Origin of the sequence: Streptomyces sp. NPDC059788 (assembly GCF_042732265.1) — a bacterium.
Lineage (GTDB): Bacteria > Actinomycetota > Actinomycetes > Streptomycetales > Streptomycetaceae > Streptomyces.
Window position 1 is genome coordinate 19,950 of sequence record NZ_JBHWHY010000012.1, and the last position, 23,372, is coordinate 43,321.

At 71.0% G+C, this 23,372-nt stretch carries 20 protein-coding genes and 1 pseudogene; 2 read left to right on the top strand and 19 right to left on the bottom strand.

Annotated elements, in window-relative coordinates:
- Positions 1 to 96: 96 nt before the first annotated feature.
- The 16 genes and pseudogenes from ACFV57_RS12815 to ACFV57_RS12890 form a co-directional block, all read right to left on the bottom strand.
- Positions 97 to 2,124 (bottom strand): ATP-binding cassette domain-containing protein, encoded by a 2,028-nt coding sequence (locus ACFV57_RS12815; RefSeq protein ID WP_385229583.1) that lies wholly within the window; start codon positions 2,122 to 2,124, stop codon positions 97 to 99.
- Between the two features lie 25 nt (positions 2,125 to 2,149).
- On the bottom strand, positions 2,150 to 3,886 hold the full coding sequence (locus ACFV57_RS12820; protein WP_385229586.1) for a hypothetical protein: 1,737 nt from the start codon (positions 3,884 to 3,886) through the stop codon (positions 2,150 to 2,152).
- Positions 3,887 to 4,011: 125 nt separating this feature from the next.
- On the bottom strand, positions 4,012 to 4,713 hold the full coding sequence (locus tag ACFV57_RS12825; protein WP_385229589.1) for a hypothetical protein: 702 nt from the start codon (positions 4,711 to 4,713) through the stop codon (positions 4,012 to 4,014).
- Between the two features lie 608 nt (positions 4,714 to 5,321).
- On the bottom strand, positions 5,322 to 5,852 hold the full coding sequence (locus ACFV57_RS12830; RefSeq protein ID WP_385229592.1) for an NUDIX domain-containing protein: 531 nt from the start codon (positions 5,850 to 5,852) through the stop codon (positions 5,322 to 5,324).
- A 274-nt stretch (positions 5,853 to 6,126) separates the two neighbouring features.
- Positions 6,127 to 6,912 (bottom strand): hypothetical protein, encoded by a 786-nt coding sequence (locus tag ACFV57_RS12835; RefSeq protein ID WP_385229595.1) that lies wholly within the window; start codon positions 6,910 to 6,912, stop codon positions 6,127 to 6,129.
- 562 nt (positions 6,913 to 7,474) lie between these two features.
- The gene (locus ACFV57_RS12840; RefSeq protein ID WP_385229598.1) at positions 7,475 to 8,401 is read right to left on the bottom strand and encodes a hypothetical protein; all 927 of its coding nucleotides are present in this window, start codon (positions 8,399 to 8,401) and stop codon (positions 7,475 to 7,477) included.
- 120 nt (positions 8,402 to 8,521) lie between these two features.
- On the bottom strand, positions 8,522 to 8,713 hold the full coding sequence (locus ACFV57_RS12845; protein WP_385229600.1) for a hypothetical protein: 192 nt from the start codon (positions 8,711 to 8,713) through the stop codon (positions 8,522 to 8,524).
- A gap of 269 nt (positions 8,714 to 8,982) precedes the next feature.
- Positions 8,983 to 9,285: a helix-turn-helix domain-containing protein gene (locus ACFV57_RS12850; RefSeq protein ID WP_385229603.1), complete on the bottom strand. Its 303-nt coding sequence runs from the start codon at positions 9,283 to 9,285 to the stop codon at positions 8,983 to 8,985.
- A gap of 828 nt (positions 9,286 to 10,113) precedes the next feature.
- Positions 10,114 to 10,629 carry an NUDIX domain-containing protein gene (locus tag ACFV57_RS12855; RefSeq protein WP_385229606.1) on the bottom strand — a complete coding sequence of 172 codons (516 nt, stop codon included), beginning with the start codon at positions 10,627 to 10,629 and terminating at the stop codon, positions 10,114 to 10,116.
- Positions 10,630 to 11,139: 510 nt separating this feature from the next.
- A complete protein-coding gene (locus tag ACFV57_RS12860; protein WP_385230022.1) occupies positions 11,140 to 12,972 on the bottom strand; it encodes a glycoside hydrolase family 15 protein in 1,833 nt (610 codons plus the stop codon).
- A 685-nt stretch (positions 12,973 to 13,657) separates the two neighbouring features.
- Positions 13,658 to 14,866, bottom strand: a pseudogene (locus ACFV57_RS12865) (acyl-CoA dehydrogenase family protein).
- A 60-nt stretch (positions 14,867 to 14,926) separates the two neighbouring features.
- Complete coding sequence (locus ACFV57_RS12870; protein WP_385229609.1) at positions 14,927 to 15,466, bottom strand: GAF domain-containing protein; 540 nt, start codon at positions 15,464 to 15,466, stop codon at positions 14,927 to 14,929.
- Positions 15,463 to 16,023 (bottom strand): ATP/GTP-binding protein, encoded by a 561-nt coding sequence (locus ACFV57_RS12875; RefSeq protein WP_385229612.1) that lies wholly within the window; start codon positions 16,021 to 16,023, stop codon positions 15,463 to 15,465. The genes ACFV57_RS12870 and ACFV57_RS12875 overlap by 4 nt, the downstream gene beginning before the upstream one ends.
- Before the next feature lie 31 nt (positions 16,024 to 16,054).
- A complete protein-coding gene (locus ACFV57_RS12880) occupies positions 16,055 to 16,417 on the bottom strand; it encodes a DUF742 domain-containing protein (protein WP_385229615.1) in 363 nt (120 codons plus the stop codon).
- Between the two features lies 1 nt (position 16,418).
- A complete protein-coding gene (locus ACFV57_RS12885) occupies positions 16,419 to 16,901 on the bottom strand; it encodes a roadblock/LC7 domain-containing protein (protein ID WP_385229618.1) in 483 nt (160 codons plus the stop codon).
- Entirely contained in the window at positions 16,891 to 18,465 is a 1,575-nt protein-coding gene (locus tag ACFV57_RS12890) for an ATP-binding protein (RefSeq protein WP_385229621.1), read from the bottom strand. Before ACFV57_RS12890 ends, ACFV57_RS12885 begins: the two co-directional genes overlap by 11 nt.
- Before the next feature lie 289 nt (positions 18,466 to 18,754).
- Here ACFV57_RS12890 and ACFV57_RS12895 point away from each other — a divergent pair, with 289 nt between their 5' ends.
- Positions 18,755 to 20,143 (top strand): Tat pathway signal protein, encoded by a 1,389-nt coding sequence (locus ACFV57_RS12895; protein WP_385229624.1) that lies wholly within the window; start codon positions 18,755 to 18,757, stop codon positions 20,141 to 20,143.
- Between the two features lie 75 nt (positions 20,144 to 20,218).
- A complete protein-coding gene (locus tag ACFV57_RS12900; protein ID WP_385229627.1) occupies positions 20,219 to 20,716 on the top strand; it encodes a TrmO family methyltransferase in 498 nt (165 codons plus the stop codon).
- Positions 20,717 to 20,895: 179 nt separating this feature from the next.
- Here the strand turns inward: ACFV57_RS12900 and ACFV57_RS12905 are convergent, their stop codons facing one another.
- From ACFV57_RS12905 to ACFV57_RS12915, 3 genes are all read right to left on the bottom strand, one after another.
- Positions 20,896 to 21,189: a DUF6302 family protein gene (locus ACFV57_RS12905; RefSeq protein WP_385229630.1), complete on the bottom strand. Its 294-nt coding sequence runs from the start codon at positions 21,187 to 21,189 to the stop codon at positions 20,896 to 20,898.
- Positions 21,186 to 22,142 (bottom strand): Scr1 family TA system antitoxin-like transcriptional regulator, encoded by a 957-nt coding sequence (locus ACFV57_RS12910; RefSeq protein ID WP_385229633.1) that lies wholly within the window; start codon positions 22,140 to 22,142, stop codon positions 21,186 to 21,188. The genes ACFV57_RS12905 and ACFV57_RS12910 overlap by 4 nt, the downstream gene beginning before the upstream one ends.
- A 74-nt stretch (positions 22,143 to 22,216) precedes the next feature.
- A complete protein-coding gene (locus ACFV57_RS12915) occupies positions 22,217 to 23,248 on the bottom strand; it encodes a threonine/serine dehydratase (protein WP_385229636.1) in 1,032 nt (343 codons plus the stop codon).
- Between the last annotated feature and the right edge of the window lie 124 nt (positions 23,249 to 23,372).

The window sequence follows — 23,372 nt, forward strand, 5'->3', positions numbered from 1 at the left end:
TGGCCAGCGCCGGGCGCGCCGGTGGACCCGTCCGTTCGGGCGCTTGCCCGGGCTGCGCATGCGGGAGCGGTTTGCTTCATGCGGTTCGTGTTCCTTTCAGAGGGATGCGGGGCGAAGATGTGCCGGTCCGGCGGCCGCGTCGGCAAGGACGGGTCCGTCGTGCTGGCCTTGGGTGAAGTCCCGCAGGCGTCGCAGGGGCGAGCCGGGCTCTGACACCAGGGCGTCATAGGGCCCGCACTGGCGTAGGCGCCCTTGCTCAAGGACCAGGACCCTGTCGGCCATCTGAAGGTGGTCCAGACGGTGAGTGACCACGAGCGTGATCCGGCCGGGCGCCATCGCACGCAGGGTGCGAAAGAGGTGGTACTCGCCGCAGGCGTCCATCGCGCTGGCCGGCTCGTCCAGGACCAGAAGGTCGGGTTCTTGGACGAGTGCCCGCGCGATAGCCAGACGCTGCCACTGCCCGCCGGACAGGTCCTGGCCGCCCCACATCTGGCCGGCCAGCAACGTGTCCATCTGGTGGGGAAGGCCGCGAATCACCTCCTCCAGACCGACCTGCCGGACAGCCGCCCACAAGGAGCTGTCGTCCACGTCGCGGCCCAGGGCGATGTTTTCCCGGACGGTCAGCGGCCAGCGACCGATCTCCTGGGGCACGAGCGCGATCCGGCGCCATAGCGACTCGGGATCGGCGGCGGCTAGGTCGGTGCCGTCCCAGGAGACCGTGCCCTCGGTGGGCAGGGTCAGGCCCATCAGCAGGCGCAGCAGGGTGGATTTGCCCGCGCCGTTCAGGCCGACCAGCGCCACCACCTCTCCCCGAGTCAACGTCAGGTCTAGCGGATGCAGGGCGGGCACGGTGCGATCACAGTAGGTAAAAGCCGCTCTCCGCAGGTGAATGTGGCGGGGGGCCTGGACGGTGGCGGTGCCGCGCCGTGAAGACATCTGACGGAGCCAGGAGGTGAAGTCGAACAGCTCGGCGAGGTAGAGGGAATGATGGAACAGTTCGGTGCAGGCGCGGACGCTTGTGTTCAGGGCCCGGCCGGCGGTCTGGGCGGCGATGACCGCGGCGCAAGCTCCGGCCAGGCTCAGATGGCCGGTCAGTGCCAGGCAGGCGAGCGCGGCCCAGATGCACAGGGTGAAACTGCCCCCGACCACCGCGGCGACCAAGCCGGTACGCAACAGGGGCCCGGAGGCGGCAAGTTCGGTGCGGATCATTCCCTGGCACATCACGTCGTACCAGCCGTACAGGAAGGAGCGCATCGAGTTCACGCGGACCTCATCGGCGAGCGTCGGCCGCGTCAGCCAGCCGCGCATCATGTTCCTCCGGGCCCGGTCGGCGATCGTACGGTCGTGCACCGCGTAGTCCACCCGCGCGGCGATCACACCCCCTACGGCCCGCGGAACGACGGACAGCACCAGCACGGCCAGCAGCACCGGTGACAGCCCCGCCAGGACGACGGCGGCCGCCACCAGTTGCACGCCCCCCTGGGTGAGGGCCTTCGTGTCCGCCAGGAGGACGGCGGAGCGCTGCGCACCGAGATCCGCCGCCTGACTGCGCTCGCTGAAACCCGTCGTGCCGAACGCGCCGAGTTCGGCCTCCAGGTGCAGCCCGATGAGGGTGCAATCGGCAGCTGCGGCGACCTTGGGGTTCAGCCGGCGGGTGGCCCAGTCGGCGAGGATTCCCGCCCCCGCGCTCACCATGGTGGCGGCGGCCGCCATGGCCAGGGACGGCCAGACCGCGGTGAGTCCCTGGTGGGCGTCCTGTGCACGAAAGAGCGTCTTCAGGGCGCGGCTGGCGGAGGTCAGCATCACGGCTGTGCCGATGCCGGCCAGGAGCTGGCACACGGCGATGGTGACGACCATGCGCCGGTCGGCCTCCCAGGCCAGACGGGCCGACTGGGCCAGCGCGGCGGGGATGCTCCGGGCCAAGTCCGCCCAGGTGGCGTCCTGCAGCGCGTGGCGGTGGCGGCGGCCGGTGTAGTCGATCGCGGCAGGAGGCGAGGACCGCGGCGGCCCTTCCGGTGCGGGCGCCGGCTTCGCATGGCCGGCCGGTGCGCCCGGCGTCCGGTGACCGTCGGGCGCGGTGGACGGGGCGCCGGTGGGATGAGGAGGGTGGTGAAGGCGGGGCATGTGGTCTCCGGACGGGGCGGGGCGGTCACCGGCGGTTGTCCGAGGGCGGGGGACCGCGCCGGCTGGCCGGCCGGTAGCTGCTGGCCAGCCGGTTGAAGTGCGCGATGGCCTGATCCCGCTGCCCGGCGGGGCCGAGCACGGTCAGCACGTGGTAGCGGCCCCGGTGGAGCATCGCCTCATTGCGGGCGATGACGCCCCGGCCGTCGGCTCCCGTCCAGCGGAACGTGCCCTGAGCGATGGTGGCGTCCGGACCGTCGGTGATCAGCCGAACGTCGGTGGCGCTGCCGTGCGGGTCCGCGCGGAATGCGGTCAGCTCCGCCTGCCCGCGCTGGTAGGCCAGCGGGTCGGTGCCGTGACTTCGAGCCGGATCACGACCGGGTACGACCAGCACCGTCAGGGCGCCCCGGGTGAAGCGCACCCGCTGGCGGGCTTCTTGCTGGCGTATCCAGCCGGGGCCCAGAGCCAGGCGGAAGCCGCACGGGTCGCGGTGGACGCTCTCGCTGGTCCTGGAGCGGCCCGGCGCGGGAAACGGGCACGTGGAGGTGTCTTCCGCAGCGCGGTCGGCCTCGGCCGTCAGGAGCACGGCACAGACCGCTGCGGCCAGCACCAGCACCATGACGAGAAGCACCAGTGCTGCCCGGTGCGTCAGCCCCCCGCCACCGAGGGGGCGCGGCAGGCGGGGCAGCGCTGGCAGGCGCCGTCGCCGTCCTGTGCCGCGGTGCCGGCGTGCGGAAGAGCCGCCGCGTGACCAGTCCGGCTCCGCGGCCGGTCTGCTGTCGACTGCCGGGAGCCGGTACACGGGCGCAGCCGGTAGGGGTTCTTGGGTGCCGTACCTCAGCGTGCGCAGCCACCCCTGCACCTCATCGGCGTGCGGCCGCTGCTCCGGAGCGCGCCGCAGCAGGCTCTCGATGACCGGGCGCAGCGCCCCGCAGTCTTCGGCGGGTGCTGGCGCGGTGTGTACGACGGCGTCGATCAGGTCCTCGACCGTGTTCTCGGGGTACGGGGGCTGTCCCTGCACGAGGCGGTACAGCAGCGCGCCGAGGGCCCAGAGATCGGTGGCGGGCCCGACCGGCGCCAGGGGCCAGATGCCGGCCGCCTGTTCGGGGGGCCACCGCTCGGTGACCGCCCCGACGCGCAGCATCCGGCACCGGTGGGCGCAGGCTGCTTGCTCCGGGGTGCTCGGCCCGCGGAACGCGGGCGATGCAGGCTCGGAACGGTCCGGCAGGGGCGCGGGCTGCACCGGGTAGCCGCACAGCACCTCTTGGGCCACGCCGACGGCCAGGCCGGTGAGCACGACCTGCCCGCCCGCGCGGATCCGTACCGATTGCGCGGTGAGGTTGCCGTGGGCCCAGCCGTGAGCGTGCACGATGGCCAGCGCCGCCAGGATCTTGTGGGCCACCGCGGCGGCATAGTCCGGAGCCACCAGGCCGTCATCAGCCATGCTTGCCAGCGGACGTGAGTGCGCGACTGGCTCAGCGATGATCCACAGCGTGCTCTCGTCGGTGTCGTCGACCACCGCGCCGAGGGCCCGCTCCAGCCGGTGGCCTGGCGGCAGTTCCGTCACCGCGCGGACGGCATCCACTGCGTGCTGCAGGGGGTCGTGCGGTGCTGCGCCGGGCTTCGACCGGTGCTCGTGCACGGACAGGGCAACAAGGCGCACGATACGGCCGCTGACCATGTCCCGGGCGGCGGTCGCACCGCCGGTGAGTTCCGCAAGCAGGCGGTAACGTCCTGCGAGACAGCGGCCCGAGTACCCGTCCACGTCAGTGCCTTTCGTCAGTGTCGCTATGAGGGTGCGTGATGTCGAAGAAACGGCCGTGGGCCTGGCGGACATGAGGCTCACGGCATCGAATGCCGGTGGCCGGCCCAGCCGCCGCCGGATGCGCATCAGCGTCGTGGACGCGGCCGCGCGGCCGATCCCACGCCGCCATAAAAATCGCTGCGGGCACGCACTTTGGTGACCCGGGGGAGCAGGGAGTTGTATACGGCTCGGATCTGCGTCACGACCGGTTTGTAGCGGGAGGGCTCGACAGCGATGCGCCATTGCAGACGCTGGCGGCCCTGTTCGTCGAGGACCCAGTATTCTTCGCTCTCGTCCAGGGGGAAGGGCCCGAGGCGCCGGGCCCGCTGGGCGGCGGCGAGGTAAGCGTCGCCGACAGTGCCGGGAGTCAGGGCCAGCCCACTGGTCAAGGCAGCGAAGTTGTCGAGAGCTCGCCATGAGATCTGCATCGGCAGTGTGGCGCTGGCACGCAGGACGTGACGCCAGCCGGACAGAGGCGCTCCCCCCGGAGGGTGCCCTGCTTCTTCTTCCGGCGCTGGCAGCCACATCCGCGGGGCCGGTTCGAGAAGGGCGCGGTCGCAGTCGGCGTCCGTGTGGTGGGCGCCGTAGGAGTAGATGAGATGCGCCTTGCGGTTGAAGAGGACACAGTGGCACATCGAGTCCGGCCGGCCTGGCCATAGCCCCGCGTACATGCCGCTCTCGCTCAATCGCCAGGTGCCGACTCGGAGCAGATGCGCCAGCAAGGGCTCACCGAGGCGGTTGGCGAGCCAGGGCTCGATTCGGTGTGCCGCGTTGATCCTGTTGCGCACCGTCTCGGTACACCTGACACCGGTTGCCGCCTCCGGACGGATGGGAGGCGAACAGGGCCGCCAGGTTCCTTGCGTGATGGCATACAACGGGGGCGGCTGACGGAGGTCAGTGTGGTGAGGCTTCGGGCCGGACGGCCGGGACTGGTGTGCGTGCGTCATGGATTCGGGTTTCTGAGCGAAGCGGACGGGCGGTGATGGTGAGATACGAGTGGTGGCACGTTCCGGTGTCGCCACCGGGCGGGCTCACCGGCGGATGCTTGCGAGCACGTGCCTACGGTGCACAGCAGGTCTGTGTTGTTCGGAGTCCCCTGGGACTTCGGCAGTGGAAGCGAGCAGTGAGGCAGCTACGGCGTGGGTGAACCGCAAGTCGGCCTTCACATAGACCGGGCGGCCTAGCAGGTCATCGGCCTCGGGCAAACGGAGCGGAGGCGTACGCGCCACGACGTCCCGCAGCACCGGTGCCGCGCGCATGACGTCGTGGAAGGGCAGAGGGGAACCGGTCCCGGGGCGGCGTTCAGTACGTGCGGGGTCATCGCTGTTCCTCGGTGATAGGGAAGGGCCGGCGCGGGTACTGGCGGGGCGGTCCGGAGGGGAAAGGGCGGCGGCACTCACCCGGGCACGCCGCGGTGCAGCTCGGCGAGGTCGCCGGCACGGGCCGTATCGACCGACGCGCGGATGTGCTGCCCCTGCCAGGACTGGGTGTACTGGTCGAGGTAGGCGGTGCCGGGCGGGTCGCTGTGTCGCCGGTCGAGGGTGAGCCAGCGGAAGCGCGCCAGCTCCGGCAGTTTCTTCCCCGGAGCCGTGGGCGGCAGCTCGATGGGCACGCCGTCTTCCAGGAATCCGGCGTCGTAGATGTGGTTCTGGCAGGTCTTGCGGCCGGTTTCCTTCCTGGCGTCGGTGTTGTCGAGCGCCATCAGACGTCCGATCGGCAGCCGCAGTCCGGTCTCGCGCAGCAGGTGGCGCGCGGCGGCCACCCGCGGCGGCTCGCCCGGTTCCGTCTGGCCGCCGATCAGCTGGCGGCTGTGCTCGGGGTCGTCGGCGTAGTTGGGCTGGACGGCCCCGACCTGCCGCGGATGGCCGGCACGGCGGATCAAGACGAGTCCGGACGGACGGTGTGTCATGTGCGTCGGATCAGACATTGGGGCTCCAGTTGGTGGTGTGGGACGTCAGTTGGATGTCTACTGCCGCAGGGGTGGAACTGAGGGGCGGTGTGGCCGGGACGCCTGGGGCGCAGTCACCTCCAACTGCGCCTTGTGCGCCGTGGGTGAGGAAGCACCGCGCGCAACTGGTCAGGTCTTGCCGCCCTTCGATAAAGCCAGGGCGAGGCCCAGCACAGTGATCGCGATGGACATCACTATCAGCGCCAGGGCCCACCAGGCCGGGATCGCGAACAGGGCGGTAAGGCGGCTACGGCTAGAGGCGGTCCGGCGGCACTTTGCGGGGGTCGTGAGCCGGGGCAGCGGGGCGAGGAAGGCTCCACGGGTCGTTCCAGAGGCTGGTCATCTCCGGTGGAAGAAGTGCCCGAAGACAGTGGACCAGGTGGTGCAGGTCCCTCCTGGCGCTGGATGAGGACCGGGCGACCAGCAGCTCTTCAGCGCCGGTGATGGCGCTGACCAGCCAGTCGGCATGGGTGTGATCGGAGGGACCTGCGGGGTCTGCCTGTCGTTGGCGGGCCAGCGGCAGGGCCTCGGCTAGGTCCTTTTGCAGGGTGCCGCACAGGGACAGCATCGTCTCACGGCCGACGGAGCGGGCACCGGAGGTAAGGCGGTGCGCCTCCTCCAGCCTGACCAGTACATCCAGGTCATCGCCGAGGAAGTCCCGTTCCGAAAAGTACGGCGGATCAACGCAGTGCACCGTGACCTGCAAGGCGTGCGCCCACTTGTACACCTCCCGCTGCTTGCCGCAGGACAGCGCGATGTGATTCATCGAAGGGATGACCAGGTGCCGAGGGTGGGGCTGCACTGCCTCGAACGTCTTCTTGATGCGCTTCCACTGCGGGCGATGGTCACAGGCGAGCTGGGGCGCGGTGCAGTCCTGGAACCCCTTCCGCCAGGGAAGATGCAATTGCAGGCGGGCGTGGCGGTCTAGGCGGGCCAGCAGCTCGACGGCCAACTCGGGCTGGCACACGTAGAGCACGGCAGTCCGCTCGCTGTCAGCTTCGCGGCCTGCCCGGGCCGCGGGGACGCCGTTACCGTGCATGGCCGTCGATGCGTGCGATGGGGGCGCCAGCCCCGACAGACGCCGCCGGCCAAGGAGGCCGGAGCAGGTGGCGGCAGTTCATGAACAGGCCGGGGGAGGTCCAGCACCTGCGTGTCCCTGACATCTGGCGGGGGTCGTACGCCGCGTACGGCCTCTGCGTACGATCGTGGCCGGCCGTCGGTGCCCGAGGAATGGAACGGCCTTGTCCTGCGGGGGTTGCCACGTGAACCTTGAGAGGGCGGAAGAGGCCCGGCGCCGTGTGCGGGGTCCCTCCGGGGCGGGTGCGGAAGGCGGCGTAGCGGACCGCAGGGTCCGCGGGGGCGGTGATCGCGGTCAGCCAGGCCACGAGCCAGGGCCGCACAACGGGCCCCAGCGCGGCGGCTGTCAGCGCGATGTCGTGCGTGCTCATCATGGTGCTCCTTTCGTCATGGGTGCAGGGCGTTCGACGGGCGGTGCGTGGGCCGTACGCGCTGGCCCGCCGGGGTGGGTTCGGACGCTTACGAAGCGCAGCGCTGACGTGCCCGGAGGGCGCTCAGATTGAGCAGCGTCGCCGTGCTGTCGCTCATGCGGGGAACGGTCCTTTCCACTGGACGCTACGGTTGGCATGGGGGGCGTAGACGTCCGCCTGCCGGTGCAGGACAGCGCGCAGCGTCGCGGTGTCGAAGGTGGCGCGCAGGGGAAGGTGATCGGACAGCCGCCGCAGCTCGCCGGTGTCGCAGACCTCGAAGCCGGTCAGGGCGGGGGCGAGTTCCTTGGTGAGGTATCCGCGGTCGATGCAGTGCCGGGGGCCGCCCGGGCGGCCGGGGTGGCGGCGGTAGCCGGAGGCGGTCTTCGTGGCGTTGTACTGCTGCAGTCTGGTGGCCGCATGACGGGCCAGCTCGGTGTACCCGGCGGCCAGCATTTCGCGATCCGGGCGGTCATCCGTGCGACGCCGGCCGCCCTCGAAGTACGTGCGGTTGGCGACATACGCAAGGTCGGTGTACTGCGACCAGTCCTGAGGGCCCTCACCGATGCGGTAGCTGTTCCAGTCCCAGAAATGGATGGCCAGCCAGCCCGGTTTGGCGAGGGTGGAGCACCATTTGGCCTCGGCCTGCCGGTGTTCGGAGCTCCAGTAGCAGGCGTGGCCGCTGACACAGGAGATACGCCGGGGGCTGAGCGTCCCGTCGGCGTCGCGCAGACGTACCGAGATGTTCGCCGCGACGCTCCAGGGCATCCAGGACTGGTCGAACTCCTCAGCGAAGGCGAGCGGGCCGCTGGGCTTGAGGAAGATCGCATTGCGGTGACGGTCCTGGATGTGGCCGGAGCCGGGTCGGGCCGGGGCGATGTAGCCGTTCATACCGAGGCGTTCGGCCTGGGCTTTGAGCTGACCGGGGGGAAGCTCCTGCTGGAAGAAGATGTCCGGGGCCTGGGCACGGACCCAGGCGGCGGCCTGCTCGCCGTGAAGGCCTTTTTCGATGTTCCAGCTCATTGCGGTGAGGGACGAGGTCATGCGGTGATCTTTCGCTCGCGGTCGGACAGGGGAGGGACAGCGGGAAGACGATTCAGGCGTGCTGACGGCTGGGGCGGACGCCGGGGCGGCTCCGGTCTCGCGGGGCGTTGGGCGGGCTGTTTACAGGCGAAGCTGGGAGATCGCGTGCGCGAGGGAGGCAACGGCGTTCTGGAGGGGTCCAGCCAGATGGCTGTCGTGGAGGAAGAAGCCGAAGAGGATGGTCACCAGCGCATGCCCGGTCTTCAGCCCGGCTTTCCTGGTCAAAAACACGACGGTGATCAACAGGACGAGGACGAGCGGGGGGTGAACCATGACAGGCAAGGCGAGGTCCGCGGCCATGAGGAGCTGCGCCGTATCCACAGCGCCGTGCCGTGCGGTCAGGCGACCTGCGGGAGGGCCGCATCGCGCCCGCAGACCGGCCGTCAGCGCGCCTGCCCTGCTCGTGGGACCGGGTGCTCCGAACGGAAGGAACGCGGCGCCGGGGCAGTCGTATCCGCCTCGCCTCTTGCGCACCGTGACAGGCCAGGACCGTTCGGCGGCCCAGGCCGCCTGGCGGATCCCCTGCGCCCTCGGTAGTGCGCTCACCGGCAGGCTCCGTCCTGGCTGCCTGACGCCTTGTCACCACGGGCACGACTGCCCCGGGGACGCAGGGGAACGCCACGGTCGACCAGGAGGCGCCGGATGCTGTCGTAGGACCGGCCGGACGCTTCGCTGATCTCAGCGATGGAGGCTTTGCGATCCAGATAGGCCCGTTCGGCTGCCGCGCCGAGCTCTTCCTTTTGTCTGGGGGTCAGCCGCTTGCCCTTGGGCATCTTGGGGACCCCAAGGTCGCGGGGCGCGGCGGCCGCGCCGCCGGAAGGCCGCTTGCGGGGTGTGGGGCTCATGGCTCGTTCTCGGTTCCAGGTAGTCACGGGACGGCTGCATGCGAAGAAGCCGCAGTGTTCAAGCAGGGCGTCCGCCGGGCGTCCTCGAGCAGCTTGAAGGGCGGTGAGGTGGTTACGGTGAGGGACAGGTCGTGCAGCTCGCGGCGGTGGCGCGCGGGGTGCCGGTGCCCCGGCCGGGGCGCGGCGCAGTCCTTTGGGCGGGGCCGACAGCCGGGTGCGGGATGACGACGACCGGCTCGACGGTCCAGGTCAGCGCGCCGTGATCATGGATGACCTCGACGCTGACGGCGAGCTTGTACCGGTCCAGTGCGAGCAGTAACGCGTCGCGGATTAAGGGGTCGCAGGTCCAGTCCCGTCAGGGCCCCGGCGTGCTGGGCGGGCAGCTCGGCAGCGGCGGTGAGCAGCGAGGTGGTCAGCCATCGCATCGCCCGGGCCGCCGCCGGGGCCGGCCCGGTCCCGGCGTCCCGCTGCATCGGCACTGCGTCCGGCGCGGTCGGTGTTTCGCGCATCTCGCACCGCCACTGCACCACGCTGTCGCCTGTCCGGCTGAGGTCGGGCTTGGTCCAGGTGACGGTGGCACCGGAGTCCGTGCCGCCGATGTGCTGGATCAGGGGGAGCGCGTACCGCACCGTGCGAAGGCTCGGTCCGCGCCGGTGCCGGGGAAGCAGTGCTTTCATCATCTCTTTCGTCCGATGGCTGGTGCGAGGCGTCATGCAGCGATGGGGGCCGGGCAGCGAGCTGCTGTCCGTGCCGCCCCGGCACCGGGTGCGGGGGCGGCAAAGAGCGGTCTCATCCGGCGCCGGTGGCGGTGCGCAGGATGCCCGGCTGTCATGACGCGGCACGGCTGGCGAGGTAGTCGGGGCGGCCGCGGCCGAGGGATTCCCGCGCGGCGTCGATCCGCTCGACCACGCTGTCCGGCACGTAGGCGGTCAGCTGGTTGCGGGGCACGAAGCGGGCCTGGACGACCTCGTCGTCGGCGAGTTGGAAGGCGGTGCGCGAGGGCAACCGGGGCGCGTTCCAGACGTAGGTGTGCTCCTCGGCGGCTCCGTCCTGAGGAGGCTGCCAGTGCAGGAGCAGCAGGTCTATGGGATCGACGGACACGCCGAACGCCTCGCGTATCGTCCGCCGGCAGGCCGCACGCGGTTCTTCGCCCGGCTGGGCCCAGCCCCCCGGCAGGTCCCAGGTCAGTAACTGGTCGCTTTCCGGGAGCAGACGCGACTGCCCCAGCAGGATTTCGTCCTTCTCGTTGCGGATCAGGCTCCGCGACCCGATACGGCACGGGAGCGCGTTCGTGAGCTGGTGGTTGCTGAGGTGGTCGGTGAGGAGGGGTTCGGGGCTGTTCACTGGTGCTCCTGGCGGGCTGTTATGTCTGGGCAAGCTGGCGGGAGGTAGTGGGTTTCAGGGGGCGGTCTCGGCGATGGCCAGTGCGAGGAAGCCCCCGCGGTCCCGCAGGTGTCGCAAGGCCGTCGTGTAGTCGTGGTCGTAGGGGGAGATGTCCGTGCGGGAGGTGACGGTGATGCCGTCGAGCTCGCCGCGGGTGACGGCGGCGAACAGCCGGGCCAGCTGGGGGCGGGTGGCCGGGTCGGTCGGCCCGGTGGTGTCGAAGAGGGGGGATGGCCGGCCAACCGGCGCCGATGGTCACGGAGCGGGCCCGCGCGAGGAGGTCCGCGGGATCCTGGCCGGGCCAAACCAGCGCGTACGGCGCCACCCGCACGCCCCCCGGGGCCCGGCCGCGCAGAACCTCGGCGGTCCATGTCTGGCGCAGGAGCTGCAGGCGGTATGCCGTGTTGCCGCGTACCGCCGCGGTGAGACGGTATGCGGCCGGCGGGCCGGGGAGGACGGGCGCCTGCCCGGTCACGATGTGGCTCCTGTCGCGAGGGCGGCCGCGTCCAGGGTGATGGCGGCGTCGACCAGGGCGAGCAGGCTCCAGGCCTGGGGTACGTTGCCGACCTGGCGCTGGGCGGTGCCGTCCCACTCCTCGGCGAGCAGGCCGAGGTCGTTGCGCAGGGCCAGCAGCCGCGCGAACAGCTCGTGGGCTTCGTCGATGCGGCCGATCATCGCCAGGGCGTCGACCAGCCAGAACGAGCACGGCAGGAAGGCGCCCTCGTCACCGGCCAGGCCGTCCACCCCGGCGGCCGCCCCGGTGGTGCGGTAGCGCAGGAGAAAGCCGTCGGGGGTGGACAGCTCGCGCTGGATGGCTTCGATGGTGCCGACCACGCGCTTGTCGTCGGCCGGCAGGAAGCCCATACGGGGGATCAGCAGCAGCGAGGCGTCCAGTTCCGGGGAGCCGTAGGACTGGGTGAAGGTGTTGCGCTCGGCGTCGTAGCCCCGCTCGCACACCTCCCGGTGGATGGTCTCGCGCAGCGCCCGCCAGTGCTCTACCGGGCTGTCGAGGTACCCGTCCTCGATCATGCGCACGGTGCGGTCGACGGCGACCCAGGCCATCACCTTGGAGTGGACGAAGTGCCGCCGGGGGCCGCGCACTTCCCAGATGCCCTCGTCCGGCTGCTGCCAGGTCTGCTCCAGCTTTTTGACCAGCTGAAGCTGGAGGCCGGCGGTCGGGGCCAGCTGCAGGCCCGCGGCCTGGCCGTGGTGCAGCGTGTCGATCACCTCGCCGTAGACGTCGAGCTGCCGTTGGGTGGCGGCGCCGTTGCCGATGCGCACCGGGCGGGAGCCCTCATAGCCGGGCAGCCAGTCCAGCTCCGTCTCGGGCAGGCGCCGCTCCCCGGCGATGCCGTACATGATCTGCAGGTGTTCGGGGTCACCGGCCACGGCGCGCAGCAGCCACTGCATCCACGCTTCGGCTTCGTGGCGGTAGCCGGTGCGCAGCAGCGTCGACACGGTGATCGCGGAGTCCCGCAGCCAGCCGAAGCGGTAGTCCCAGTTGCGTGCGCCGCCGATCTCCTCGGGCAGCGAGGTGGTGGGAGCGGCGACGATGGCGCCGGTCGGCGCGTAGGTGAGGGCCTTCAGGAGGATCAGGGCACGCCCCACAGCGTCGCGGTAGGAGCCCCGATAGGTGCACTGAGCCGCCCACCGCTGCCAGAACGTCTCGGTGTCCTTCAGCGCAGCCAGCGGCTCGGGCTCCGGCGGGGCGGGCAGATGGGAGGGCCGCCAGGTCAGGGTGAAGCAGGCCTGGTCCCCTTCGGACAGCGGCAGGTCGTGGCACAGCACCCCGTCGTGAAGTCGCGCGAAGGCGTCGGGAACGGCGGGGGCGTCGAGGTCGAGCCACAGGGCGTCGGGGCCGGCGACGAGTTGGGTACGGCCGTCGAGCGTCCGTACGGTGGGGATGCTGGAGCCGTAGTCGAAGCGGGGGCTCAGGCGGGAGCGGACGGTGACCCGTCCGCTGATCACGTGGACGATGCGCACGAGGCGGGTGGGGGCCTCGTGCCCGTCCCAGGGCGGCATGACGTCGGTGATCTGCAAGGTGCCGTCGGGGGTGACCCAGGTGGTCTCCAGCACCAGGCTCTGGTCGTGGTAGCGGCGGTGGGTGGCCGGCGGCGGGGCGGTGTCGATGCCGGTGGCCGGGCCGAGCTGCCAGGAGCCGTGGTCGTCGGTGCCGAGCAGGGCGGCGAAGACCGCGGGGGAGTCGAAGCGCTGCGGGCAGTACCACTGCACGGTGCCGCTGGTGTCGATCAGGGCGGCGGTGCGCAGGTCGCCGATCAGGGCGAGTTCTTCGAGTCTGGGCATGGGCGGTGCTCCTTCAAAGCGTCGGGGAAGGGCGCGGACATGGCGGGCGGGGCTGTGCCGCGGAACGGGGCAGCCGGGCGGCTGGATGCCGCGTGCGGCCGGCGGGCTTGTGGGGCGGCCGCGGCGGGGTGGTGGCCGGGCCTCGCCCGGGGGCGGCCAGGAGCAGCTGAGGACGGCCACGACGGGCTGGAGGAGCAGTGGCGGGGTCAGCAGGCGCAGGTCGCGGCGGCGGCGTACCCACCCGGGGTCGCTGCCGTCCATGTCCCGTACCCAGTGCGACGGTGGCACGAAGGTCTCGGAACCGGCCCGCAGGTATGTGGTGTCCGCAGGCCACGGCGGGTCGTCGGAGTGGGCGGGCAGGAAGAAGCCCCACCGGCCGTCCAGCGCGAAGACCGTGCCCACCGGGTCGAGGGGCAACGCGTCGAGGTCCCGTACGGCACGGCGGGCCACGTCTTCGGGGACCAGGACGATATCCCAGCCCGGGCCCACCAACTGCCATCGCAGGGCGTCACCCTCCCAGTCCTGCCAACGGGTCGGAAAGGCGACGGAGCAGGACATCACGCAGTGGCTCCAGGTCGTCCGCCCCCGCGGCGATCGGCGTGCTCGCCCGGGCGGACGAGGAGGCCCGGCCGCCGGGCGGGGGCGGGGGCGGGGACGGGGGTGGGGGTGGGGGTGGGGGGCATGGTCATACCTCCACGCAGTCGTCGGCGGGGCGGCCGTGGCCCGGGGCCAGGCGGGCCGACCACTGGCCTTTGTCCAGGCCGAGCGCGATTTCGCCCAGGCGCCGCAGCTGGATGTCGGAGGTGCCGGCCGGGGCGAAGAGGTGGTGCGCGTCGCGGAGGTAGCGCTGGACGGGGCGGTCGGTGAACAGGGCGCAGCTGGCGTGGATCTCCATGGCCGCGCGGGCGGAGTCCAGGGCCAGCTCGGTGTTGAGCAGCTTGGCGTTCATCAGCTCCGCGTCGCACGGCTGGCCCTGGTCGAGCAGGTGGGCGGCGTGGTAGGCGGCCAGGCGCGCGGTCATCAGCCGGGACTGCAGTTGCCCGACTTTGAGGCGGATGGTGGACAGCGTGTGCAGGGGCTGGCCGTAGCGCTGGCGTTCCGCGGTGAAGCGCACGGTCTCTTCGAGGATGGCCTGGTGGATGCCGAGCGCCACCGCGGCCAGGTTCGGCCGGCCGTACAGCACGCTGGAGGAGTACGCGACGGCCAGCCCTTCGCCTTCGCGGCCCAGCAGGTTCGCCGCCGGGATGCGGCAGTTGTCGAAGATCAGCTCGCCGAAGCTGAAGCCGTGCAGCCCCATGGTCTGCTGCTGCTCGCCGACCCGCAGGCCCGGCCGGTCCGCCTCCACCAGGAACGCCGACAGGCCCGAGGAGCCCTCGCCGGTGCGCATCACGACGCCGTGCAGGTTACCGATGTGGCTGTTGCCGACGTAGATCTTGCGGCCGTTGAGGATGTAGTCGTCGCCGTCGCGGACCGCCGTGCCGCTCATGCCGAGCACATGGCCGCCCGACTGCGGCTCGGTGACGGCGATGGTCGGCAGTCATTCGCCCGCGGCGATGGCCGGCAGCCAGGTCTTCTTCTGCTCCTCGCTGCCGAAGTGGATAATCTTCGCGGTGCCGAGCTGGGACGCCTGCACCATGGCGCCCATGGCGCCGCTGACCCGCGACAGCTCCTCGATGATGACGGTCTTGGCCAAATGTCCGGCGCCCATCCCGCCGTAGGAGCGGTCGATGGTGGCGCCGATCCACCCCTGCGCGGCGATCGCCGACGCCAGCTCGCGCTCGATCGCACCGGTGGCTTCCATGTGCGCCACGCGCGGGGCGACCTCGCGCTCGGCGAAGGTGCGCACCTCCTGGCGCAGCGTCTGGTGGTGTGGCGTCAAGAACCAGTCGGACATCGTGGAGCTCCCCTTTTCTCCTCGAATGAAGGCGGTGTACGGCGATCCGGCACAGCGCTGCTAGGGCGGCGTGAGGCCGGAGCGGCGGAGGAGGTAGTCCATGACCTCGTCGCGGTGGGCCTTGATCAGGGCCAGGGAGGCCCGGCCGGTGGCCTTCGGCTTCTCCACGGGGCCGACGAAGCACACGGTGCCCAGCACGGTGCCGTGGTGGATCAGGGGGGCGCCGGCGTAGGTGCGGATGTTGACGCGGTCGACGACCTCGTTGCCGGCGAAGCGCGGGTGGACGAGGACGTCCGGCAGGACCAGGGCCTTCTCTCGCTGCACGACCTCGGGGCAGTAGCCGTGCTCGAGGGCCATCGAGCGGCCCACCACCGGCAGGCCGCTGTCCGGGCCGGGGGTGCACAGGCCCAGGAAGTGCTGCTGCTCGGCGCCGAAGATGTTGACCATGGCGTAGGGCACGTCGGCGGCCTGGGCCAGGTGCTGGGCGAGGGCATCCAACTGCGGGTCGGGGCCGGTCAGGCCCAGGGCGTGGAGCACGGCGTCACGGTCGAGGGGGTGGGGGGCCGTCTCGTGCTGTGGCGGCGGGGCGGGATGGGTCATGGGCGGGCTCCAGGTGTGGCGGCGCGGCGCAGGTGCAGGCTGTGGCTGACCAGGCTGATCAGGGTGGTGCGGGCGGAGGGGTAGCGGCGGACATCGCACGTGATGACGGGGACGGCAGGGGCCAGGCGCAGGGCGTGGCGGACTTCGTCGGGGCAGTAGCGGTGGGCGCCGTCGAACTCGTTGACGGCGATGATGAAGGGCACCTGGCGCTGCTCGCACCAGGTGACCGTGTGGAAGGAGGACGCCAGGCACCGGGTGTCGACGAGGACCACGACGCCGAGCGCTCCGAGCAGCAGGTCATCCCACAGGTAGTCGAAACGGTCCTGGCCCGGGGTGCCGAAGAGGTAGAGGACCATGTACCGGGGGCTGGTGAAGGTGATCTTCCCGAAGTCCATGGCCACGGTCGTGGTGGTCTTGTCCGTCGCGTTGTCGAGATGGTCGGTGGCGGTGCTGGCGGTGGTGAGCAGCTCCTCCGTGCGCAGAACACCGGTCTCGCTGAGGGTGTCGACCAGCGTGGTCTTGCCGACCCCGAAGCTACCGGCGATGACAATCTTCAAGTCGAGCGGAGCAGACGTGGTCCCGGGCTCGTCAGTGGCTGTTGAGCAGGCCTTCAAGTACCGCCTCCAGTAATGGGACTTCGGGGGCCGTGGGGCCGTCGGGGTTGACCAGCAACAACGCGCCCGCGTCGATCAGGTCGCTGGCCAGGACTTTGACCGCCTGCACCGGTTGCCCCAGGCGGCCGGAGAGCTCCGATACCGCCTGGGCGCTGGCGCTGCAGTGCAGCAGCAGGGCGTCGTGTTCGGCGGTGGTGTGCAGCGGCCGGGTGGCGGGTCTGGTGATCAGCGTGCTGGACAGGTGCAGCGTGTATTTCGGACGGGTGCGTCCTGCCGTGATCAGATACGGGCGCACGTCGCCCAGGATGCTGCTGGTCCAGCCGCCGCCGGCCGCCATGTCACTGCTCCAACTGGCGCATGCCGTTGCGGGGGGCGCCCAGCCGGAGGATGCCGTTTCGGCGGGCGGCCACGACCAGCTGCTCATCCAGGCCGGTGACGAACCGGGCCATCTCGTGGCCGACCTGGCCCGGGTGAGCATCGTGCCCGGTCATGACGGTCAGGAGGGTGCCGACGGCTTCCTTGTCCGCCAGCCCGGCGCCCATCACGAAGCAGAAGCCGTCATCGTGCTCGACGGCGACCTGCCGCACCCCGCCGGGGCAGTCCTTGAACAGCTGGCGGGCCGCCGAGCGGATGCCGGTGCAGGCAGCGGCGCCGTCGTCGGCATCGGCCACACTCCGATTGCAGAAGGCGAGCTTGAGACCGTCGCCGGTCGACAGCAGCGCCCACTGCGCCCCGGGGATCTGCTGGACGAGGGCTTCCAGCAACTTCGCCAGCTTCTCCCGGGCGTGTGCCGTGTCGAGGTCGGTGGGCTCAGCGTGCACGGTGGTCCTCCTGCATCGGGTGCGGGGCGGGGGTATCAGAGGTCTCGGGCTCGGCCGCCGGTGCTTCCGGGGGCTCGGGCTGCGGGGTGCGGGGGGTGCGTGACGTGAAGCTGGCCATCAGCCCGCCGGTCGGCTGACCGTGCGGCTCTTGCGGCGGCCTTGTGGCAGGCGCCGCGGCAGCGGAAACGTCCCGGCGGGGAAGCGCGGGCCGGCCGTCGCTGAGGGGCCTTGGAGGTGCTGCCTGCTCCTGGGGTGCAGGTGTGTTCCGGGGCTGTTCCTCCGGGTGTCCGGCGGATGAAGCGGCGCCGGGCAGGGCAGGGCGCTGCTCTGCCCGTGCCGGCAGTCCCCTCGATTCATTACGTGCGGGCGTGGGGGCTTCGGCGAGCAGGGCGGCCGGCAGGACCACGATGGCCTGGGTACCGTCCGTGATGTTCGGCCGCAGCTCGATCGTGATGCGGTGGCGCTGGGCCAGCAGCGCGGCCACCAGCAGGCCGAGGGTTCCTTTACGCAGGCGGACACGGGGGTCCTCGGCTTCCGGGGCGGTCAGCAGCCGGTTGAGCGTCTCGTACTTGCCCGGCGACATCCCGGTGCCGCTGTCGATCACCCGGATGACGACACCGTCCTTCGTCTGACGGGTGTGGACCTCCACCCGTTCTGTGGAGAACCGCGTCGCGTTCTCCATCAACGCGGCCAGCAGATGCACGAGGTTGGGGCTGACGTAGCCCAGCACTGCCGTGGACACCGGTGCCTGGGCTATCCGCACCCGGGCGTAATCGTGGGTTCCGGAGGCGGCGCGGCGCAGGGCCTGCATGAGGGGGACCGCCTCGCAGTCACGGGCGGGCAGGTTGCCGCCGAGCACCAGCAGGCTTTCCACGAGTCGTCGCATCTGCGTCAGAAGGTGGTCGATGCCGTACAACCCGTGCAACAAGTCCGGGTCCTCCAACGGCCGCTCCACCTTTTCGATGTCCTGGATGGCACGGTTGACCAGGCCTTGCAGGCGCGGGGCGATGGAGTTGAACAGCTCGGCCAGCTCCGCCTGCGGGCTCAGCTGCTGATGGGTATGGGCCGCCGTCGTCAGCACCGCCTGCCACGCCTCGGTGGATGCCCGCTCCAAGGCGGCCTTGAGATCGACGATGATGTCGCCCGTGCGCGGTTTGACCCGCGGAGGTTCGTAGTCGACCCGCACGGTGCCGTGGCTGGCCTGCTCGAGGGCCCACTGCACGTGGGCGCGGCCGCCTTCGATGAGCGGCATCACGCCGTCCAGGGAATGCAGCAGTTCGCTGACCCTCTTTTGCGCGGCATCACGCTCGGCACGGAGCTCTTTAGCACGCGTTGCGGTCTCGCGGGTGCGGACAGCGGTCCACCCCAGCACGCCTGCGGCCGCCGTGCAGGAGATGACGACGCTGCCCGTGCCCGGCAGGAGCCCCAGGGTGTCGACGAGCCATCCGCTGCCGACCGCCGCAGCCGCCAGCGCGGCCGCGGACCTCGCCGGAGGAAGACGCAACGGGGCCTCGGTGCCAGCGAAGTCCGAAGGGGCCACAGCGTGGGCGGCACGGTCAGACACGACCCACCTCGCCACGGGATACGCCGCGCCTCCGGGCGCGTGGAAGACACCGGTACAAGCCGGCGGATGCGGGCATCGCTGCCACGAAAACGACTCCAGACGTAGGGGGAGAGCAGGAACTGCGCAGCACGGGCAGGAGGCCTGAACTGGCCAATCGGTGCTTTGCGTTGACCTGAGGGGGAATATCGTTGTGATCAGCGAACCGCGAAGCGATGCGTCGGGCTACCCGGCCGTCAACGCGGATGCCGTCAAAGGCGTCAAAGATCATTACGGCACCGAGGGATGCACCATGGCGCGCACGCGTAACAACATGCTGGCGGTAGTCATCAAAGAAACGGGCTGGTCGCAGTCGCAAACAGCCGCCCACGTCGTCCGCGTCGCCACCGAAGCGGGCGCTACGCACGCGATGACGGTGACGCGCTCGCACATCGCCATGTGGATCAGTGGCACCTGTCCGGGGGAGCAGGCCACGCATATCGTGTGTGAGACGCTCTCGCGGCGGCTCGGACGTCTCGTGACGCCGGCACACATCGGGCTTGCGCCCGCTGCGGCGGCGGATTCGGCTGCGCTCAGCTGGGACGTCGGCACGAACGTCGTGGCTGCGCTGGTCGATCTCGGGGACGCGTACATGGACATGAACCGCCGGCAGATACTGCAGAGGTCTGCCTATTCGCTGGCCGGAGCGGCGCTTCCGCCGGACGCTTGGTGGCCACAGACCCTGCAGGCCGCGCAGAGCCGCCAGGCCGTCTCCCGGCTCACCATCACCAGCGCCCACGTGGACAGCGCGCGTGAGGCGATGCGGTTCTACAGCCGCCAGGACCAGCGACTGGGCGGCCACGCCGGCCGCGACGCCCTCCTGGCCTACCTCCGTTCCGACATCGCCGCCTATCTGCAAGCCCGTTTCCCCGGCGAACAATTGCGCCGACGCATGTTCGCGGCCGCAGCCGAACTGGTCTACCTGGCCGCCTGGCAGGCCTTCGACTCCTCCGAGCACGCCATTGCCCAGCGCACCTTCGACCTCGCCCTGCGCCTGGCCGCCGAAGCCGGTGACGCCCCCCTGGCCGGACACATCCTGCGGGCCGCGGCCCACCAGGCCGTCGACCTCGGCCACCCGACGCGGGCGCTGGACCTGGCCACCGGCTCCGTGAACCAACGGCGCTACTGCCTGGCGAGCCCACGGGAAAAGGCGCTGCTGGGCGTGGTGCACGCCCGGGCTCTGGCCGCGAACCGTGACAAGGCCGCGTCGCTGGCCGCTCTGCGGCGCGCCGAAGACGACCTGAGCCGCGCCGACGGCGAGGAGCCCGAACGCGTCGTCTTCTTCGCTGAGGCCTCGCTCGCCCACGAGACGGCCTGCACCCTGCGCGACCTGGGCGACTTGAAGGGCGCCGAAGCCGAATTCCGGCGCAGCGTCCGCACCCGGGCCCTGCCCACCTCGGCGCGCACGCACGTGGTCACCCTCGGGTACCTGGGTGACGTCCAGGCCCGCCAGGGACACCTCGACCTGGCCTGTGCCACCTGGTCGACCGCCCTGGACACCATGGCCGGCATCCAGTCCGGCCGGGTCCGCGAGACGGTCGTGCGGATGCGCCGTGCCCTGTCCCCGCTGCGCCAGCGCGGCGGCAGCGTCGCCGCCGAGCTGGACGAACGCGCACGGGAGGTGCTGCGCGGCGTAGGCTGACGCGGCCATGGCGGCGGTGCGGCGCCCAGCGCACCGCTCAGCGTTCCACCTGCGAGAACAGATGGGGGACAGCTCGTGTCCGAGCAGTTCATCACGGTGCCGGTGATCGGAAGGGTCGTCGGTGGCCACACCGGACGCCTCGACGACTACAAGGGAGGCGTGGAGTCGATCATCCGCCTCAACGACGATTACCCCGTCGAGACGCTCCAGGGCATCGAGAAGTTCAGTCACCTTCAGGTGATCTGGCACTTCAGCGAGGGTTCCCCGGAGGATGTGGCGCTGCACGCCCGTAGCCCGCGCGACAATCCGGCCTGGCCAGCCACGGGAACCTTCGTGCACCACAACCACCGACGGCCGCCCCGCCTGGGGACCTCGTTCCCGCGGCTGCTGCGGGTCGACGGCCTGGACCTGCATGTGACCGACCTGGACGCCGACGACGGCACGCCCGTCATCGACGTCGTGGCCGCCTTCCGGGAGATGCTGCCGCGCGGCCCGGTGGTCCAGCCGTCCTGGCCGACGGAGATGCTGGCCGCCTACTGGGCCGACGCCGGCGAACGGCCGCACGACCAGTAGAAACGGGCCAGCAGCTCCGTGACGGGTGGGGCGTCGCGCCGACCGGGCGCTGGCGCAGGACGCCGTTTCGGAGGGACAGCCACTGGTGCGGAGCCGCCGCGGCAGGCACCAAGGCGACCCTGCGGCATTGCGGCCGCAGCAGGCAGCGCCGTACGGCGCGGCGGGATTGAGGCGGACAGTCATACAGCGGCCCCGGCCGGCATCCGTGCGCCGAGGTAGGCGGCGATGGCACCCCCGCTGTAACCGTAGAAGCGGCCGAGCATGGCATCGTCCCACGAGGCAGGAGCACGCTCGCCCCACCGCACGACATGATGGGTGTCGGCACCGGCGTCCTTCTCGCTCACCAGTGCCGCGCCGCCCACGACAGGCGACATGAGCGCCCCGGCAAGAACCGCTCGGGCCAGGACAGTCGACGACGGCCGTCGGTGACGCGAGGACGGGGTGGCGTGTGGGGGCGGAGTGTGGGCACTCATCGATTCCTCGAGGCGGCAGGCGAGGGGACGGGAACTGGGAGGTCCGCCGTGGCGGCTGTGGCGCCACCGGGTGCTGCGCTGGTGTGCGGCTGGTCGCGGCGAGCGGCGCCCTGGCCGGTGAGCTGGCGCCGGAAGCGTTTGAGGTACTTGGTCAGCAGGCGCTGGCTGTGGTCGTTGTCGGCTGCGGCTTCGAGGGCGTTGGTGATCAACTGGTGGCGGGAGTGGCAGCTGGCGGGAGGGCCGTTGAGGTAGGTGGGGTGCCCTTGCTCAACGACGTAGAGCGGTTGGTCGAAGTCGTACAGGGTCAGCTCGCACAGCTGCTCCGCAAAGCCCACGGCGTTCTTCGGCGTGATCAGAAGCCGCACTTCGTCGCGTTCGACGATCTCCTGCAGGTAGGCGATCTGCTCCGCCTTGACGGCCGGGCTGCCCGCCAGTTCGCTGAGCACCGTCTCGTCCAGGACCACGAGGAACGACGCGCAGACGGGCAGCAGGCGGCTGCCGGAGCTGACCTGCTCTTCCCTGTCGCCCGCGGCGTTCTTCAGGGCCTGGGCGTAAGCCGGGGTGCGCAAGATTGCGGGCAGCTGAGAGGGGGCGCAGAGGCGTATCGCGCTGGCGGAGTATTCGAAAAGATGCAGCCGCTCGTCACCACCGGGAGCGCGGTCGGTCAGTGTGTGCGGATCCGGGGACGGCATGAGCCATGCCTGCAGGCCGCGGACGATGTTGTAGTCCACGATGCCGCAGCGCAGCAGGACCGTGGACAGGTCCTCTGCCGTGGCAGGCCTGCGGGCTCGTTCCAGGTCGGCGATCCAGTGCGGCTGCCGGCCGAGCGAGGCCGCCAGATCCCGCCGTGTCCAGCCGCGGCCGGTGCGCAACGCCTGTATATACAGGGCGATCAGGACGTCGGCGACCGGTGGAGCATCGGCCGGGGCCAAGGGAGAGGAAGTGGGGGACATGAAGGAGCCGTTCAGTCAGAAGGGGGCGGTATGAGGACAGCGAAGGTCAGGAGAACCGCGGGGCGAGGACGGGCCTATACCGAGGGAGCAGGCTGCGGGGCGGACGCGGTGGTCCGGCTGGGGCCGTCGATCATGTGCGGGAAGTGCTTGAAGTCGGCGTTGCCGCCGGAAAGGATCACGCCCACGGGGCCGTCCGGCAGGCGCTGCGGGTAGGCGAGCAGTGCGGCGAGGGCCACCGCTCCCGAGGGCTCGGCCACTTGCCCGAAGCGCCGCGCCAGCATGGCCGTGGCCTGGGTGATGGCCGCTTCGGAGACGGTGATCACCTGGGTCAGGCGTTGTCGCAGGATCTCGAACGGCAGGCGGGCCGGATACTGGCGCAGGCACCCCGCGCCGGTGGAGGGCCCGCGATCGGCAAGCCGCCGCCCGACACTCAGCGAGCTCAGCGTGCCAGCAGATGTTTCCGGCTCGACCCCGATGACGCGGACCCCAGGGTGGCACTGGGCCACCAGGGCGGTGCCGGCGGCCAGGGCTCCGCTGCCCAGCGGGACCAGCAGGGTCGTCAGATGTGGGGCGTCTTCCATCATCTCCAGCGCCACCGTTCCGGCTCCTCTGATCAGGTCCCGGCTGCCGTCGGGGCTGATCAGGGTGCGGCCCTGGGCCAGCAGCGGGCGCAGCAGGGCTTCGGCCGGTTCGTCCGGCTGGTGGGTTATGACGGTGGCGCCGAGCGCGGTGATGGCGCTGCGGGTGGAGTCGTCGGTGTCAGCCGGGAGGACTGCGGTGACCGGGGCGTCGAGCAGATGCCCGGCCAGGGCCAGGGCGATGGCATGGTTGCCGCCCGAGGCTGTGGCGACGCCGCGGAGGCGGTCGAGCCGCCGTAATCGGGACACGGTCAGGTAGACGCCGCGGAGCTTGAAGGAGCCGGCGCGTTGGGTGTTCTCCGCCTTCACATAGACCGGGCGGCCCAGCAGGGCATCGGCCTCGGGCGAGCGGAGCAGCGGGGTACGCTCCACGACACCCCGCAGCACCGGTGCCGCGCCCACGATGTCGTGGAAGGACAGATGATTCATGCCCGGTCCTGCGGCGGAGTCCAGTACGTCCATGGTCATCGCTGATCCTCGGTGGTAGGGGGAGGGACCGGTGGGCCGGCCCCGCCCGGGCCCCGCACGGGGGTGCGGGGGGGGGGAGCCCGAAACCAGGCCCCCCCCCGGGCACCGCCCCGAACCCCCCGCA